Annotated in this window: 12 protein-coding genes and 1 tRNA gene; 4 read left to right on the top strand and 9 right to left on the bottom strand. The window is 50.8% G+C overall.

Annotated elements, in window-relative coordinates:
• Positions 1–39 precede the first annotated feature (39 nt).
• Entirely contained in the window at positions 40–945 is a 906-nt protein-coding gene (locus FN037_RS02925; RefSeq protein ID WP_075324492.1) for a LysR family transcriptional regulator, read from the top strand.
• 154 nt (positions 946–1,099) lie between these two features.
• Here the strand turns inward: FN037_RS02925 and FN037_RS02920 are convergent, their stop codons facing one another.
• From FN037_RS02920 to FN037_RS02905, 4 genes are all read right to left on the bottom strand, one after another.
• Positions 1,100–1,657 (bottom strand): flavin reductase family protein, encoded by a 558-nt coding sequence (locus tag FN037_RS02920; RefSeq protein ID WP_075324493.1) that lies wholly within the window; start codon positions 1,655–1,657, stop codon positions 1,100–1,102.
• A gap of 63 nt (positions 1,658–1,720) precedes the next feature.
• Positions 1,721–2,578, bottom strand: coding sequence for an SDR family oxidoreductase (locus FN037_RS02915; RefSeq protein ID WP_075324494.1), 858 nt, complete (start codon positions 2,576–2,578; stop codon positions 1,721–1,723).
• Positions 2,579–2,613: 35 nt separating this feature from the next.
• Positions 2,614–3,381: an SDR family NAD(P)-dependent oxidoreductase gene (locus FN037_RS02910; RefSeq protein WP_054176400.1), complete on the bottom strand. Its 768-nt coding sequence runs from the start codon at positions 3,379–3,381 to the stop codon at positions 2,614–2,616.
• Between the two features lie 34 nt (positions 3,382–3,415).
• Positions 3,416–4,159, bottom strand: a complete 744-nt coding sequence (locus FN037_RS02905; protein WP_064184566.1) for an SDR family oxidoreductase — start codon at positions 4,157–4,159, stop codon at positions 3,416–3,418.
• A gap of 236 nt (positions 4,160–4,395) precedes the next feature.
• On the opposite strand from FN037_RS02905, the gene FN037_RS02900 reads away from it, so the two are divergent.
• The gene (locus FN037_RS02900) at positions 4,396–5,301 is read left to right on the top strand and encodes an AraC family transcriptional regulator (protein ID WP_038807512.1); all 906 of its coding nucleotides are present in this window, start codon (positions 4,396–4,398) and stop codon (positions 5,299–5,301) included.
• 325 nt (positions 5,302–5,626) lie between these two features.
• On the opposite strand, the gene FN037_RS02895 is transcribed toward FN037_RS02900, so the two are convergent.
• A complete protein-coding gene (locus tag FN037_RS02895) occupies positions 5,627–6,001 on the bottom strand; it encodes a hypothetical protein (RefSeq protein WP_044173415.1) in 375 nt (124 codons plus the stop codon).
• Positions 6,002–6,112: 111 nt separating this feature from the next.
• Between FN037_RS02895 and FN037_RS02890 the strand changes: the two genes are divergently transcribed.
• Complete coding sequence (locus FN037_RS02890) at positions 6,113–6,532, top strand: Rrf2 family transcriptional regulator (protein ID WP_142501504.1); 420 nt, start codon at positions 6,113–6,115, stop codon at positions 6,530–6,532.
• 54 nt (positions 6,533–6,586) lie between these two features.
• Here the strand turns inward: FN037_RS02890 and FN037_RS02885 are convergent, their stop codons facing one another.
• The 4 genes from FN037_RS02885 to FN037_RS02870 form a co-directional block, all read right to left on the bottom strand.
• Positions 6,587–9,778 carry an efflux RND transporter permease subunit gene (locus tag FN037_RS02885; RefSeq protein WP_142501503.1) on the bottom strand — a complete coding sequence of 1,064 codons (3,192 nt, stop codon included), beginning with the start codon at positions 9,776–9,778 and terminating at the stop codon, positions 6,587–6,589.
• On the bottom strand, positions 9,775–10,944 hold the full coding sequence (locus FN037_RS02880; protein ID WP_058679874.1) for an efflux RND transporter periplasmic adaptor subunit: 1,170 nt from the start codon (positions 10,942–10,944) through the stop codon (positions 9,775–9,777). The genes FN037_RS02885 and FN037_RS02880 overlap by 4 nt, the downstream gene beginning before the upstream one ends.
• A gap of 635 nt (positions 10,945–11,579) precedes the next feature.
• On the bottom strand, positions 11,580–12,830 hold the full coding sequence (locus FN037_RS02875; protein WP_022065172.1) for a tyrosine-type recombinase/integrase: 1,251 nt from the start codon (positions 12,828–12,830) through the stop codon (positions 11,580–11,582).
• A 161-nt stretch (positions 12,831–12,991) separates the two neighbouring features.
• Positions 12,992–13,067 (bottom strand) — tRNA-Asn (locus FN037_RS02870).
• Positions 13,068–13,397: 330 nt separating this feature from the next.
• Between FN037_RS02870 and nac the strand changes: the two genes are divergently transcribed.
• Positions 13,398–14,315, top strand: coding sequence for a nitrogen assimilation transcriptional regulator NAC (gene nac / locus FN037_RS02865; protein WP_138361514.1), 918 nt, complete (start codon positions 13,398–13,400; stop codon positions 14,313–14,315).
• The last annotated feature ends 334 nt before the right edge of the window (positions 14,316–14,649 follow it).

The raw sequence follows: 14,649 nt of genomic DNA, 5'->3' as shown, positions 1-14,649 counted from the left end.
TTATGGGATAATAGACGTGTACAGGCAAGAGAGGACGGGATGGATAAACTGGGAGCAATGCAGGTCTATGTCAGCGTGGTGGACTCGCATGGCTTTGCAAGAGCGGCAGAAGTGCTTGGCCTGCCACGCTCTACGGTTTCCAGGGTTATCCGGGAGCTGGAGTCCTGGCTTGGTATCCAGCTTTTGCAGCGTACTACCCGCAAACTCAGCATCACGGCGGAGGGCCAGCGCTACTACGACGAATGCAAAAGGATCCTGACGGATATTGCCGCCATGGAGTCGTCTTTTCCCGCACGATCTGAGCAGCCAGGAGGCCGTTTCAAAGTGGGGATGCCCCATTCCCTCGCCCGACATTGCATTATCCCCGGGCTCCCGTCGTTTCTCCGCCAGTACCCCGGGCTGGAAGTGATGCTGTGCTCAAGCGATAATGTTGAGGATATCATCAGGGAAGGGTATGACTGCGTGATCCGTACTGGCAGGATCGAAGATTCAACAACCCTGGTTGCCCGCCCACTGCCTGGTTTTACCTGGGTCGTTCTGGCCGCGCCGTCTTATATTGATGCTTTCGGCAAGCCGCAAAAACTGGATGAACTGGAAAAGCATCACGCGGTTGGCTATCTGAATCACCGCACCGGACGCACAACTGAATGGTTTTTTACCCTTGATGATGGGGAGCGGGCGATCCGTATGAGAGAGGCGCTAATCGTTGACGATACCGATGCATATATTCAGGCCGGGATACAGGGGGTTGGGTTGATCCGTGTCGCCAGTTATCTGGCTACGCCATACCTGCAAAGCGGGGAACTGGTCTCCTGTCTGGAGAACAGCACCTCTGAATTACCGCTATCCCTGGTATACCCCTATAGCCGATATATACCACCGTCAGTTCGCGCTTTTTATGACTGGAGCAGAACGATGTTAAGTCACCTGGATAATCGTCAGTAAAGTAAAAAGAGAGTTAACTTTTTTAGCGTACATTTTCATTCTGTTGGCCGTCAGATCCTGCTACGGGATGGATCACAAGACCGGCGTCCTTTTTCATGGTAATACATTACCGGCTTTTGCCGGTAATGTATTACCAACAAGCACTAGTAAAAATTCAGTTCATCAGGTCGCGCCATTTTACCATCCTGTCACTGAGGTCAAGCGTCTCTCCGTCGACACTGAAACGGCCATCACCCTGATGGTGGAGCAGGCGCAGTTCCTGCCATGCGCTGTCAAGCCAAATCCGCCGAACTTCCAGCACCCACAGGTTATAGCGACGCACCTGTCGGTCATCCACCACTCTGCACTCCAGGTTAGCCACGCATTCATCTACCAGAGGCGCACTGACCGATTGCGCGGCAACGGGGGTCAGGCCGAAACGCGCAAATTTGTCGTCTGTTTCTCCCGAGCAATTACCGATGTCCACAACGGCCTTTGCCATCCCGGCTGGCGGTACAGCCAGAACACATTCCCCGGTATCTGACAGCGCCTGATAGCTGTAATCCCAGGGGCCGATAATAACACCGACCAGCGGTGGGGCATGCTGCATCATCATGTGGAAACCTGCGGTCATCAGATTCGTTCGGCCATCTGTCCCCCTCGTGGACACCAGAATAACGGGACCAGCTTCAAGAATACGGTACGCTTTTTCCGCAGGCAGGCTGTCATGCATGAGATATCCTCCAGAAAGAAAATCAGGGACCGTGTGGTTCACATGTCCCCGGAGAATGGGTTATTACTCTTCAAAATCCGTGGCGTCTGACGCTCTTCGCCAGACATCAAGGTCCTGACTCACTGCATGCATTTTTTGTTCAGCAAGGGTGTTAGCAATCTTACCTGCAAAAAGATGCACGGGTGGGGCGTCAGCACTGGCCGCCTGCAGTATCAGAGAAGCGACTTTATCAGGATTGCCCGCCTGTTTGCCGTCCAGACCGTTCAGATGGAGGTCCAGCGAGGCCTGAGCTTCGGTATAATCAGCGATTGTGCGCTGGGCCACGACCAGCGTCTCCTTCGACAGGAACCCGGTGCGCACCGGTCCAGGATAGACCACTGTGGCTCTGATGTTCAGCTCGGCCAGTTCGGCCGCCAGGGTTTCGGTCAGACCGGCCAGTGCGAATTTGCTGGCGACATAGCTGCCCCAGCCCGCGTAACCGCCCTGAAAGCCCACGATCGACGCCACGTTGAAGATATGGCCGCTGCGCCGCGTACGCATATGCGGCAGGGCATGGCGCAGTACATGCAGGGGAGCAAACACATTAACATCGAAATTGCGACGCAATTCGCTGTCAGTTAATGCTTCAATGGTGCCCTGCTGGCCGTAGCCTGCGTTGTTGACCACACAGTCAATGCGCCCGAAGGCGGCAATGGTGCTGTCGATGGCTTTTTGAACGCTGGCTTCGTTCACCAGGTCCACCTCCAGCGCCAGCAGTCGCGCGTTATCGTCGCCGAATGCCTGACGCAGACTGGTCAGGGTGCGGGAGGTTGCGGCTACGGCATCGCCTCGCGCCAGTAACTGGCGTGCCAGCGAAAGGCCAATACCACGAGCAGCGCCGGTGATAAACCAGACTTTTGCAGGGGAGGTTTGTTGTTGCATTGATGAAGACTCCTGTTGTTGAAAAATGAATTGCATCACTGAATGGCGACACTCATGCCACCGTCGGCCATAACTACTGCGCCGACAATGTAACTGGCCCTGTCTGAAGCCAGAAAGGCGGCGACTTCTGCGATTTCATCGGGGTGGGCTGCACGGCCAACCGGCGCTTTACGACCATGCTCTGCCAGATATGCCTGCCCGTCGGGCTGGATTGTATTCGTGATGTTTGTCACCGCATCTCCGGAGCCGACTGCATTAACACGAATACCGTGAGTGATAGCTTCCAGCGCGAGTGTACGGGTTAACTGTGCCAGCGCCCCCTTGGAAGCTGCATAGGCGGCGATACCGGGAAAAGACTGATAACAGGCGTAAGAACCAATATTAACGATTGCACCCGATTTTGCCGCCATCATTGGGCGCATGGCTTCCCTTGAGAAAAGAAATGCGCCCGTGGCATTAACAGCCATGACCTGGTTCCATTCCCTGAGCGTCATTTCTGCCACCGGCTGGTTGATGATGATGCCAGCGTTGTTGATTAAGACGTCGAGGCGACCGAACTGTTCTGTTGCAGTCCGCACGGCCAGTTCCGCACTGGCTTCCTGAGTCACGTCGGCGACAACGGGGACAATACCTTCACGTGCAAGCGCATTGACATTATCCCCCCGGCCAACGGCGACGATACGTGCGCCCTGGCGGTGCAACAGTTCGACGGTCGCCAGGCCGATACCGCTGGCGGCACCGGTGACGATCGCAACACGGCCTGCAAAGGGCATAGCCCTGGAAAAAGAGCCTGACTCTGACATGAACACTCCTGAATAAATGAAAACATGTTTACGGTTAATGAGGACTGGCCACAGGACGGACGATGAGTTCGCTGATATCAACGCCAGCGGGTTGTTCGATGGCATAGGCGATTGCCTGCGCCACGGGCTCCGGAGGTAAGGCGATGCGCCGGAATTCGCGCATGGCAGTCCGGGCTGTTTCGTCCGTAATATGATCGGCAAGTTCTGACTCGACCACTCCCGGGCTGACCAGCGTCACCCGGATCGCATCGGTCTCCTGCCGAAGCCCGTCAGAAATAGCGCGCACGGCAAACTTGCTGGCGCAATAGACAGCGGCTGTGGGCGAGACCGTATACGCGCCTGTGGAGGCAATATTAATGATGTGACCATAACCCTGCTCCTGCATGATCGGCAGGACGGCGGCTATCCCGTGCAGAACGCCCCGAACATTGACATCCAGCATGCGGTTCCACTCTTCGACCTTCAACGCTGCCAGCGGTGAGAGTGGCATAACGCCAGCGTTATTTATGAGCGCGTCAATACGTCCGTGCTTCTCCAGCGCCCTGGCTGCGATGCGTTGCAAATCTTCTTGTCGCGTGACGTCAATTGCCATGGCATCAACACTACCCCCCGTTGCCCGCAACTCTGTCGCCAGTGCGGTCAGTTTTTCAATACGTCTGGCACCGATAAACAAATGATGCCCCTTCCGGGAAAGATGACGGGCTGTGGCCTCACCTATACCACTACTGGCACCGGTAAGAATGACCACTTTAGACGTTTCTGATACCACTGTTTTCATCACTCCTCCTTGCCTGTCACCGGGCGGGACAGGGAATGTCATTGGAATATCAAACAGGCAGGTATCATAAAGAGAGGGCACATACGACGACAGGCCTGACACTCTTGCATCATTGCCTAATCCTATTTTCTTTATTGATTTTTAAGCATGCAGGGAGTGAAAATATAATCATTAAATTCAATTAGCAGGTCTGCTGTATGCCAGAAAGATTGCCCTCCATATCTCAACAGTCCGAAATGGCGGCTATGATTTGCCAGCTCGCCCCTCATGAAGGTCACACCCGTACGTTGCTGGATGGCGTGCGTCTGATGCGTGCTGACGGCGCGCTGGGGCGTACCCCCGTGTTGTACGAACCAGGCATTGTTATTGTCTGTCAGGGGCACAAAAGAGGTTACCTGGCCGACAGGGTTTACCACTACGACCCATTGCACTACCTGGTGCTGTCAGTACCTCTGCCATTTTCAAGCGAGACAGATGCCAGTCCGGCAGAGCCTTTGCTTGCTGTGTCCATTCGTCTGGATATGACAGCTGTGGCAGACCTGGTTATGGCTGTCGATCACCATGCCACTGCATCAGGTTCACCCGTTGGCATTGTCTCCACACCACTTGACGACACGCTGGCAGATACGACAGTTCGTCTTCTGAAGGTATTATTTTCACCACTTGAAGCGCGGGTTCTGGGCCCGGGGATTGTGCGGGAGCTGATTTTTCGTGTGCTGCTGGGTGAACAGGGCGGAGCCATTCGTGCTGCGCTGGCCTGTCATGGCAACTTTGGACGTATTGCACGTACGTTACGGCGTATCCACCTCGATTACGCCCGTCCACTGGATGTGGCTTCACTTGCGCACGAAGCTGGCCTGAGCGTTCCGGCTTTTCATGCGCATTTCAAAGCCGTGGCGGCGACTTCTCCCATTCAGTACATCAAGTCAGTGCGTCTTCATCAGGCGCGACTGATGATGATACGGGATAACGTTACTGCAGCAGGGGCAGCAGCGCGGGTCGGCTACGAAAGTGCGTCGCAGTTCAATCGGGAGTTCAAAAGACTGTTTGGTCGCAGCCCCGGAGAGGAGACACGTAAAATGCGCACAGCATTCGCACTGATGGAACCTGCGCAACTCGAAGCAGCGACGTCGACACACTAATCTGCAACTGTCGATATTCATGCGCAAATGTTCACTGTAAACCGGACTGAGACGCCAGGACGCTAACAGTTCATGCTGATATGAAGGTTATCTGAATAACCTGTAGGATTTTCGTTCGTAACAAAAATGTCAGCTACACCTGCCGGCACATCAACACCGGCAGCCAGAACCAGTATGTACCTGTACCTCTGTGAACTGCGTGGAAGACGAACGTAAAACATCGCAAAACCTGGTGCGAAAGCGTAAAGCAGTCGTGCCATTTTTATGCGCAGATTGCCGGGCTAACCGTCCTGCTTTCATCACCAGGTTTTCAGGCCCGTTCGAGTTACAAACCCAGCTTGTCTTTCATTTCTTTTTCTTCAATCGCCTTGGCAATAGCGTTTCTCATCACTTTCAGAATGATCCCGCTGAACATGGCCGTTAAACCGATGGTAAAGAATGCCGTAACCGCAAGGTCAATTAACCAGAATCCTGAATGAACAAGAACGGGCCTGTAAATTGCAACACCGGCAAAAACCACCCAGTGACTGAAACAATAAAAACAACTGAACAGGTAACCTGCCATGGCATTTTTTTTGACCATCCATTCACGCAACGGGCGAAACATTTCCTGCTGTGTGACGGTGATTGAAATGCAACTGGACATCAGTGCAATGACGAGGCAGACCCATAACTGTTCTGACACATTATCGAATGACATAAAAAATACTCTCTGTATGGATTTCATGTAATAGTATAAGATACATGATATCGCACCGCTTATGCAACAACGAAAGTTTCATAAGAAGCTTCGCAGTAAACAGGATAAAAAATGAGAAAAGACCACCGGCTGTCCCGTGCATTACACGTGCTGATACATATGGATAAAATACGCGATCCCGTTACCTCGGAAGATATAGCATTGATGATCAATACGAATCCGGTCGTGGTCAGACGCCTTTTCCAGGGGCTCAAACAGGCGGGTATCATTCATTCTGAAAAAGGGCATGGAGGTGGCTGGACACTCCAGAAATCTCTCGGAGACATCACTCTCCTTCAGGTTTTCCACGCTATTGGCAGCACTGAACTTTTTTCAATAGGCTGGGCGACTGAGCATGACAAATGCCAGATAGAGGATGCAGTTAACAATGAAATAAGTGATACGCTTGAAGAGGCGAGACGTCTGATTACGAACCGCTTTGCTGAACTTACCCTTGATAAGCTTGTGCCGGAAGTTCTTAAACATAAATAAATTCAACAGCCGGGCATCATATAATGTCCGGCTGTTGAAAGGTCACCATAAATTTTAGTCTGAAGCCTGTTCTGTTATCGGCCGTTCCTCAGGCGCATCCGGTAAAGTGGCCGAGTGCAGTGGTTTCCCTGATATTTGTCGGGCTAACAGGTAGAACACGGGGGTCATAAACAAGCCAAAAAGGGTGACGCCGAGCATGCCAAAGAATACTGATATCCCAATTGCCTGACGCATCTCAGCGCCTGCTCCATGCGATACCATCAGGGGGATTACACCCATGATGAAAGCCAGTGAGGTCATCAGAATTGGACGCAGCCTGAGACGGCATGCCTCTTTCACCGCGTTAAAGGCAGACTTACCTGAAAACTCAAGTTCACGGGAAAATTCAACGATAAGAATGGCATTTTTAGATGCGAGCCCGACCAGGATGATAAATCCAATTTGCGTAAAGATATTATTGTCCCCATGAGTCAGCCACACCCCGGTAAGTGCAGAAAGGATACTCATTGGGACAATCATAATGACAGCCAAAGGGAGCGTAAGGCTTTCATACTGGGCAGCCAGCACCAGGAATACCAATAATACACAGAGTGGAAAAATCCAGACGGCACTGTTGCCTGCAAGAATTTGCTGGTAGGTCAGGTCTGTCCACTCATACTCTACGCCGGGTGGAAGTGTTTTCATCGCTATACGTTCAATCTCTTCCATCGCCTGACTTGAAGAATAGCCTGGAGCAGGAGTGCCACTAAGATCGACCGCTGTAAAACCGTTATAACGGGTAACCAGCTCAGGACCGTGTGTCGGCTCAATACGGGCTATGGCAGACAGCGGTACCATATTGCCATCGGCATTTCGGGTCTGTAGTTTCAGTATATCCTCCGGGGTCGCCCTGAACTCTGCGTCGGCCTGCATTCTTACCTGATATACACGACCTATTATATTGAAATCATTTATATAATATGAGCCAAGATAGGATTGTAATGTCTCGGTGATATCACTGATGTTCACCCCAAGTTGTTTGGCGCGATTACGGTCAATATCGACATTAATTTGTGGAAAATTATTCTGGTATGTTGAAAAAAGTGGCGTCAGCACAGGTGATTTAGCTGCTTCTGCCTGAAAGCGTCGAAGTACTTCGGCCATTCCGTCGTAACCGATATTTCCTCTGTCTTCAAGCTGCAATTTGAATCCCCCCAGGGAACCCAGACCCATAACGGGTGGTGCCGGGAAAACGGCCGCAAAATCTGTGCCAGGAAGTGACTGATATCTGGCATTCAGAGAGGCGGCAACATCATCTGCGCTAATGCCAGGCCGTTGCTCAAAAGGCTTGAGGAGGACAAATGTCAGACCGGAACCAGGGCTTGTGGTGGTTCCGTTTACAGACAATCCAGCATAAGAAGATGTGGAAGATACTCCTGGCTCACTTCGTGCTATTTCATTCATTTTTTCCAGTACCCGGTCTGTTCTGGACAATGATGTGCCAGCAGGAAGCTGCACAAAACTGATAAGGTATTCTTTATCCTGAGCAGGGATAAACCCCCCAGGTACAGACCTGCCCAGTAACAGCGTAATTGCCAGCAGAATGCCATAAATCACCATAATCAGAATCTTGCGCTGGCCAAGCGCGCCAACACCTTTTTCATATCGCCTGGCACTACTGTTGAACAGGCGGTTGAAAACAGTAAAGAACCGTCCACAACTACGATACATAATGCGCGTAAGCCAGTCGCTGTCTGAATCACGTGACTTCAGCAGCATGGCAGAGAGAGCCGGTGAGAGCGTAAGGGAGTTAATAGCGGAGATAATCGTTGAAACTGCTATTGTCACTGCAAACTGCTGATAAAACCTCCCGGTCAGGCCACTCATAAAAGCCAGCGGAACAAATACGGCACTCAGCGTCAGCGCGATCGCAATAATGGGACTACTGACTTCCTGCATAGCCTTGCAGGCGGCATGATATGGCGTCATGCCTCTTTCTATGTTTCTTTCTACATTTTCAACAACAACAATGGCATCATCAACGACAATGCCAATAGCCAGGACGAGGCCAAAAAGGCTCAGGGCATTGATTGAAAACCCAAAAAGGTACAGAAATGCCATTGTGCCGGTTATCGAAACGGGAACAGCCAGCAGAGGAATGATTGATGCTCGCCAGGTCTGGAGGAAAAGAAAAACAACCAGTACCACGAGGAGTATGGCCTCAAAAAGAGTATGAAGCACAGCTTCTATACCCGCCCTGACTGATTTGGTTGGATTATAAACTATCTGGTAATCCAGTCCTTCAGGGAACTGTTTTTTCAGATCTTTCATTGTGCGACTTACTTGTGAGGCAATTTCCAGAGCATTTGCGCCCGGAGACTCCTGTATGGCCAGCGCTACCGCAGGCTTTTTATCCAGGTAAGTACGCATGGCATAATTTTCAGCGGCCAGTTCAATACGGGCGACATCCTTCAATAATGTCGTTCTGGTATCCTGTCGGGCATGGAGCACAATGTTGCCAAATTCTTCAGCCGTTTTAAGCCGACCGCTGGCATTAACTGACAACTGTAACGGTGTTTCTTCTGCCATAGGGGCTGCGCCAACGCTTCCCACTGGTGACTGGGCGTTTTGTTCACGGATAGCAGAGGCGACATCTGATGTCGTCAGTCCGCGAGCAGCCATAGCATCAGGATTAAGCCAGATTCGCATCGCGTAACCACCGGGGCCCCATACTGATACCTGGCCAACTCCCTCAATACGCGAGAGCTGGTCTTTGATGTTACGTATGGCGTAATTACTGATGTAATTATCGTTATATCTGCCATCAGGCGATATCATATGAACGGCAAGTGTGATATTCGGCGAGCTTTTATTCGTTGTGACACCCAGTCGCTGGACATCTTCAGGTAACCGGGGCAGAGCCTGCGACACCCGGTTCTGCACCCATTGCTGAGCCTGATCGGGATCTGTGCCCAGTTTGAAGGTCACTGTCAGATAGAGATTGCCATCCTCATTTGAAAGTGACTGCATATACAGCATATTCTCTACGCCGTTCACAGTTTCCTCTATTGGAGCTGCAACCGTCTGTGCAATCGTGGTGGCATTAGCTCCGGGATACTGGGCATGAACGATAACGGATGGGGGGACAACCGGTGGGTATTCCGATACCGGTAGACGAAATATGGCGATAATCCCTGCCAGAATGAACAACGCAGACAGTACTCCAGCAAAAACCGGCCTGTCGATAAAGAATTTTGATACTTTCATGATGACTTATTTCCTTCCCGGGATTTTGAAGAAGGGGATTCGTCTTTGCTGACAACGACTGTTTCACCGGGACTGACCAACTGCGCCCCACCGGAAATAACTCTGTCACCCTTATTTAGGCCTTTTTTCACAACAATCAGTTCCCCCTGTCTGTTTCCCAGTTCGAGGGGGCGATATTCAACTTTGTCATTGTTTCCGACTACCAGAACATAGCGTCTGTCCTGGTCGGTGCGGATCAGTGTCTGGTCAATCAATACTGCTGTATAAGATTTGCTTGCCTGGAGTCTGACCCGGGCCTGTAAACCGGGAAGCAACCTTGATGATGGATTATCAAGAAGTGCGCGCATCCTGATAGTGCCGGTTTCAGTACTGAGATGATTATCCACAGAATGAAGAATGGCTTTATGTGGATAATCTTTTTCATCGGCCAGTCCTACCAGCACTTCAGGTTTGTCTTTATTTGAAAGCTTGTCGATATAATTAAGATAGGTTCGTTCATCCGCATTAAAAGCGACATACAAGGGATCAAGAGCAACAATGGATGCAAGAACTGGACTGTCAATACCGGCTGCGACCAGATTACCGACTGTCAGTTCTGCTCTGGAAATACGGCCAGTTACCGGTGCGGTGATCCGGGTATAGCTTTCGCTGAGCCTGGCGCTCTCGACCTCAGCTTCGGCAATCTCCCTGGCTGCTTTCGATTCCCGGGCGGCATTGTTCAGAACGTCATAATCGCGCTGTGAGATAGCATGGGTCCCGATAAGTTTTTTCCCCCGGGACAGATCCAGCAATGCCAAGTCCTGCTTCGCTTTTGCCTGCGCGTATGCTGCACGAGCCCGGGCCAGTTCAGTCTTATAAGGGGCTGGATCGATAATAAATAAAATATCGCCTTTCCTGACCAACTGACCATCCCTGAACTTAACATCCACAATCGAGCCTGTAACTTTTGAACGTACAGTGACCTCATCGGTGGCTTCCAGTTTTCCCGAGAATTCGACCCAGTCGTTTACCGTATGAACAACTGCGGACGTAGTTCGCACCGTTTTAAAGTTTGATGTCTCAAGTGCATACGCGCCGGGTATGACGCTCTGTTTTGAAAGGAACAGCCCGATGACAGCCAGTGTACCGGTTAAGCACAACATGCGAAGTTTGAACGATACAGTCATAAATCATTCCAAAAATCATGTGGTTATAAAGGTAAAGTTAAGTTGTTTGTTGGCCCCTACATGTCACAGCGTTTACCTGCGTTACTTTGTGATGTGTGCGAACCATAAGACGTTGCAAACTCGCATCGGAAAGATAAACTCATGTAACTTTACAAGGGACATGAGTCAGCTTATCACATGAAACCATGAAAGTTACATGATATTTTGCGTGTGATGTTTTCAATTCCGTTAAAGTGAATGCAATCTTTCACGAGAAAGTTGTTTTTATTTGCTATTTAATCAGTCTTGATAACATTCCGGTTTTACCGGGAGAATGAGTGGGGCTGGGAAGCAAACACAGTAATGTTCACGTCAAGTTAATAACCGAGTACCTTCTCGCCCTAAACCAGCAGCGTGTTCGATACGTCAGGAGCCTGATCTGCATTTCTTAGAGTTTTCCTTTGTCGGCCGTTTTAAGACTATGGAATGTTCTGTAGAGAACATCCGCAATAGCCTTTTTCAAAGGCAAATAGCTTACAGGAGTCATTACTCCTTCGCAGTCATGGGATTTAAACTAAAAAAAACCATATCAATTGACGCCGATATGGGGTTGATTTGTTACGCCAGATAGTTCATGAACTATCTGGCGTAATGCTTTATTTTCTGATAAGGAAATATGGTGGAACGTAGGCTTCACGGCATATATCCAGATAATCGGACCACCACTGCATCATCGCCTTGCGGGCTTCCAGATGTTCTGCCTTGTGAATATAAGCCATGCGCACGGTATTGCGCTCCTGATGACTCATCTGGCGTTCTACTGCGTCCTTTGACCATAAACCCGATTCCATCAGCGCACTGCATGCCATCGCCCGAAAGCCGTGGCCACAGATATCCTTTTTTGTGTCGTAGCCCATCACCCGCAATGCCTTGTTGACCGTGTTTTCACACATTGGCTTATACGGGTTATGGTCGCCGGGGAAGACCAGTTCATTATTACCGGTGATATCTTTAATCTGTTTCAGAATGGCGATGACATGTTCTGAGAGGGGGACGATATGCGGCATTCGCATTTTGGCCCCGCGCTCGGAATAACGCACGCCAATAATGGGTTCTCGCGTCGCGGGTATCGTCCAGACCCGGTTTGTGAAATCAATCTCTGACCAGCGGGCGAAACGCAGTTCACTGGAGCGAATGAACACATGCAGCATCAGCAGGACGGCAAGCCGGGTAAGTTCGCGGCCCTGATGATATGCCTCAATACGTTCAAGCAGTTCAGGCAGCCGCTCCAGTGGCAGGGCAGGATAGTGCCGTCTGACAGGAGGTGTGGTCACGCCGCCAAGGTTTGCTGCCGGGTTAGTATCGATTAACCCCTGATGGACCGCATGGCGCATTATGTTACTCAAGTGCTGCCGCGTGCGGGACGCAACTTCCAGCAGACCTTTTTCCTCGATCCCTTTCAGCAGGTCAATGAAATGACGGGGTTTAAGTTCTGATACAGGCAGGTTCCCGATAACCGGAAAGATGTGATTGTTCAGGCTGGCAAGCAGACGGTCAGCGGTGTTCTGCGACCATTTCCGGTTACTTTTATGCCACGCCAGCGCCACGTTTTTAAAAGCTTTATCCGGTGTTCGTGAGCCACGTTCAGCAGCCCGCTGCTGTACCGGGTTGATATTCAGCGCCAGCATTTTACGGACACCTTCACGCTGCTGTCGCGCATCAGAGAGGGAGACGGCAGGATAGGCACCCAGCGCAATGCGGGATTCTTTACCGTTAATACGGTACTTGAGATACCAGTGACGTGAGCCACCCGGCTTGACCAGCAGATACAGACCGTGGGAATCGGAGACTTTAAAGGGTTTGTCAGAAGGCTTGAGAGTGCGGATTTTCGCGTCGGTAAGGGACATATGGGGGTCACTCCATTATCGAACTAACCTGACCCCAGATTTGACCACCAATTTTTCCCGATGCGGAGGGTAAAATCAAAATGCACCGGGAAGAATTTTCACGCTAACCTGTTGAACCAACATCATATAATGATTCGCAAGGATGCATGAAAACAGGAAATTGGCTCCTCTGACTGGACTCGAACCAGTGACATACGGATTAACAGTCCGCCGTTCTACCGACTGAACTACAGAGGAATCGTGTGAACGAGGCGCATATTAACGATGGCGCCTAACCTTGTCAAAGGCTGAATAAGCGAACCTGGTTCGTTTGCTGACTATTTCAGCAGGGCGTTTATTTTTTCATCATTGCGCGGTTTTGTGCACCGCTATGGTGCATTTATACCTCTAATGGGGCATACCACAATCCGCTTACCGGGCAACAAAATCACGGTTTGCTATCAGTATCCCTTATTATGCGGCTTGCAGAGGTATTTGCATCATAAGTTAAAAGCTGGCAAGTAAATTGCAAAACCTTCTGCATCTAAACGACTGGTGATGGTACTGGTGTTCCTTACAGGAGGCAAAATGAACTTAAGACGACTGAAGTATTTTGTAAAAATCGTCGATATCGGCAGTCTGACCCAGGCCGCTGAAGTCTTGCACATCGCACAACCGGCATTAAGCCAGCAGGTTGCGACCCTGGAAGGTGAGTTGGACCAGCAACTGTTGATCCGAACTAAACGCGGTGTCACGCCAACCGAGGCAGGTAAAATCCTCTATACTCACGCACGCACTATTCTGCGGCAGTGTGAGCAGGCGCAACTGGCGGTTAATAACGTTGGTCAGACACTAAGCGGCCAGGTGTCTATTGGCCTGGCCCCGGGGACGGCTGCGTCAGCAATTACTATGCCATTATTGCAAACCGTGCGTAATGAACTTCCTGAAGTCATGGTGTATTTGCAGGAAAGCAGCGGCACGATCCTCAACGATAAGCTGATTGACGGCCAGCTGGATATGGCGGTGCTCTATGAACGTTCGCCTGTCGCCGGGATCATCAGTCAGCCATTGCTGAAAGAGGACCTCTACCTGGTTGGTACGCGGAATTGCCCGGGGCAAAGTGTGGATCTGACAGCGGTGGCGGAGATGAATCTGTTCCTGCCGCGCGATTATAGTGCCGTTCGCGCACGGGTTACCGAAGCTTTCACCCTACGGCGGCTGTCGGCAAAAATTATTGGTGAAATTGAATCGATCACCACTTTAACCGCGGCAATTGCCAGCGGTATGGGGGTCACTGTTCTGCCGGAGTCTGCCGCCCGTTCGCTGTGCGGTGCAGCTAATGGCTGGATGGCGCGAATCAGCACGCCTTCCATGAGTCTGTCGCTGTCCCTCAATATGTCGGCTCGCGGTAGTTTGTCGCCGCAGGCGCAGGCGGTGAAAGAGATTTTGATGTCGCTGGTGAGCCGACCATCGCTGGAAAATCGTGAATTATTGTTAGTGAGCTAAGCCATATTTCGGGATGGAATTTTTATTGTTGATCAGCAGGAATAACAGACTGTCAACAATAGAAGATACAGGCGGCCTGGTGGCGCAGGTGAAAGGGTTATTTCTGGTAAATTCAATATTATTCGTACCGCGGCCCGTCAGGATTATTGCCTGACGGAAGTCGTCAGCCCGCTGGTTGCCAATGCGTTGGTAATAATATCGGGTCTTATTCCGGTTTTCGCGGCTGCGAGAGGCGTACAAATCCGCTTTTGGCGGATTTGTCGTTGATTTCCGTTATCTTTTTTCTCTGCTCATTGAAGGTATATAAGCGAATTTCTGTTTCTCACCATGGCTC

It is taken from the genome of Klebsiella sp. 2680 (assembly GCF_900198535.1).
GTDB classification, from domain to species: domain Bacteria; phylum Pseudomonadota; class Gammaproteobacteria; order Enterobacterales; family Enterobacteriaceae; genus Klebsiella; species Klebsiella indica.
Note: the sequence above shows the minus strand (reverse complement) of the source record. Positions and strands in the feature narration are given on the sequence as shown.

Bases quoted from the DNA above. Each gene is read 5' to 3' on its own strand.
- FN037_RS02925 (WP_075324492.1), top strand. From the start codon at position 40: ATGGATAAACTGGGAGCAATGCAGGTCTATGTCAGCGTGGTGGACTCG.
- FN037_RS02920 (WP_075324493.1), bottom strand. From the start codon at position 1,657: ATGCATGACAGCCTGCCTGCGGAAAAAGCGTACCGTATTCTTGAAGCT.
- FN037_RS02915 (WP_075324494.1), bottom strand. From the start codon at position 2,578: ATGCAACAACAAACCTCCCCTGCAAAAGTCTGGTTTATCACCGGCGCT.
- FN037_RS02910 (WP_054176400.1), bottom strand. From the start codon at position 3,381: ATGTCAGAGTCAGGCTCTTTTTCCAGGGCTATGCCCTTTGCAGGCCGT.
- FN037_RS02905 (WP_064184566.1), bottom strand. From the start codon at position 4,159: ATGAAAACAGTGGTATCAGAAACGTCTAAAGTGGTCATTCTTACCGGT.
- FN037_RS02900 (WP_038807512.1), top strand. From the start codon at position 4,396: ATGGCGGCTATGATTTGCCAGCTCGCCCCTCATGAAGGTCACACCCGT.
- FN037_RS02895 (WP_044173415.1), bottom strand. From the start codon at position 6,001: ATGTCATTCGATAATGTGTCAGAACAGTTATGGGTCTGCCTCGTCATT.
- FN037_RS02890 (WP_142501504.1), top strand. From the start codon at position 6,113: ATGAGAAAAGACCACCGGCTGTCCCGTGCATTACACGTGCTGATACAT.
- FN037_RS02885 (WP_142501503.1), bottom strand. From the start codon at position 9,778: ATGAAAGTATCAAAATTCTTTATCGACAGGCCGGTTTTTGCTGGAGTA.
- FN037_RS02880 (WP_058679874.1), bottom strand. From the start codon at position 10,944: ATGACTGTATCGTTCAAACTTCGCATGTTGTGCTTAACCGGTACACTG.
- FN037_RS02875 (WP_022065172.1), bottom strand. From the start codon at position 12,830: ATGTCCCTTACCGACGCGAAAATCCGCACTCTCAAGCCTTCTGACAAA.
- nac (WP_138361514.1), top strand. From the start codon at position 13,398: ATGAACTTAAGACGACTGAAGTATTTTGTAAAAATCGTCGATATCGGC.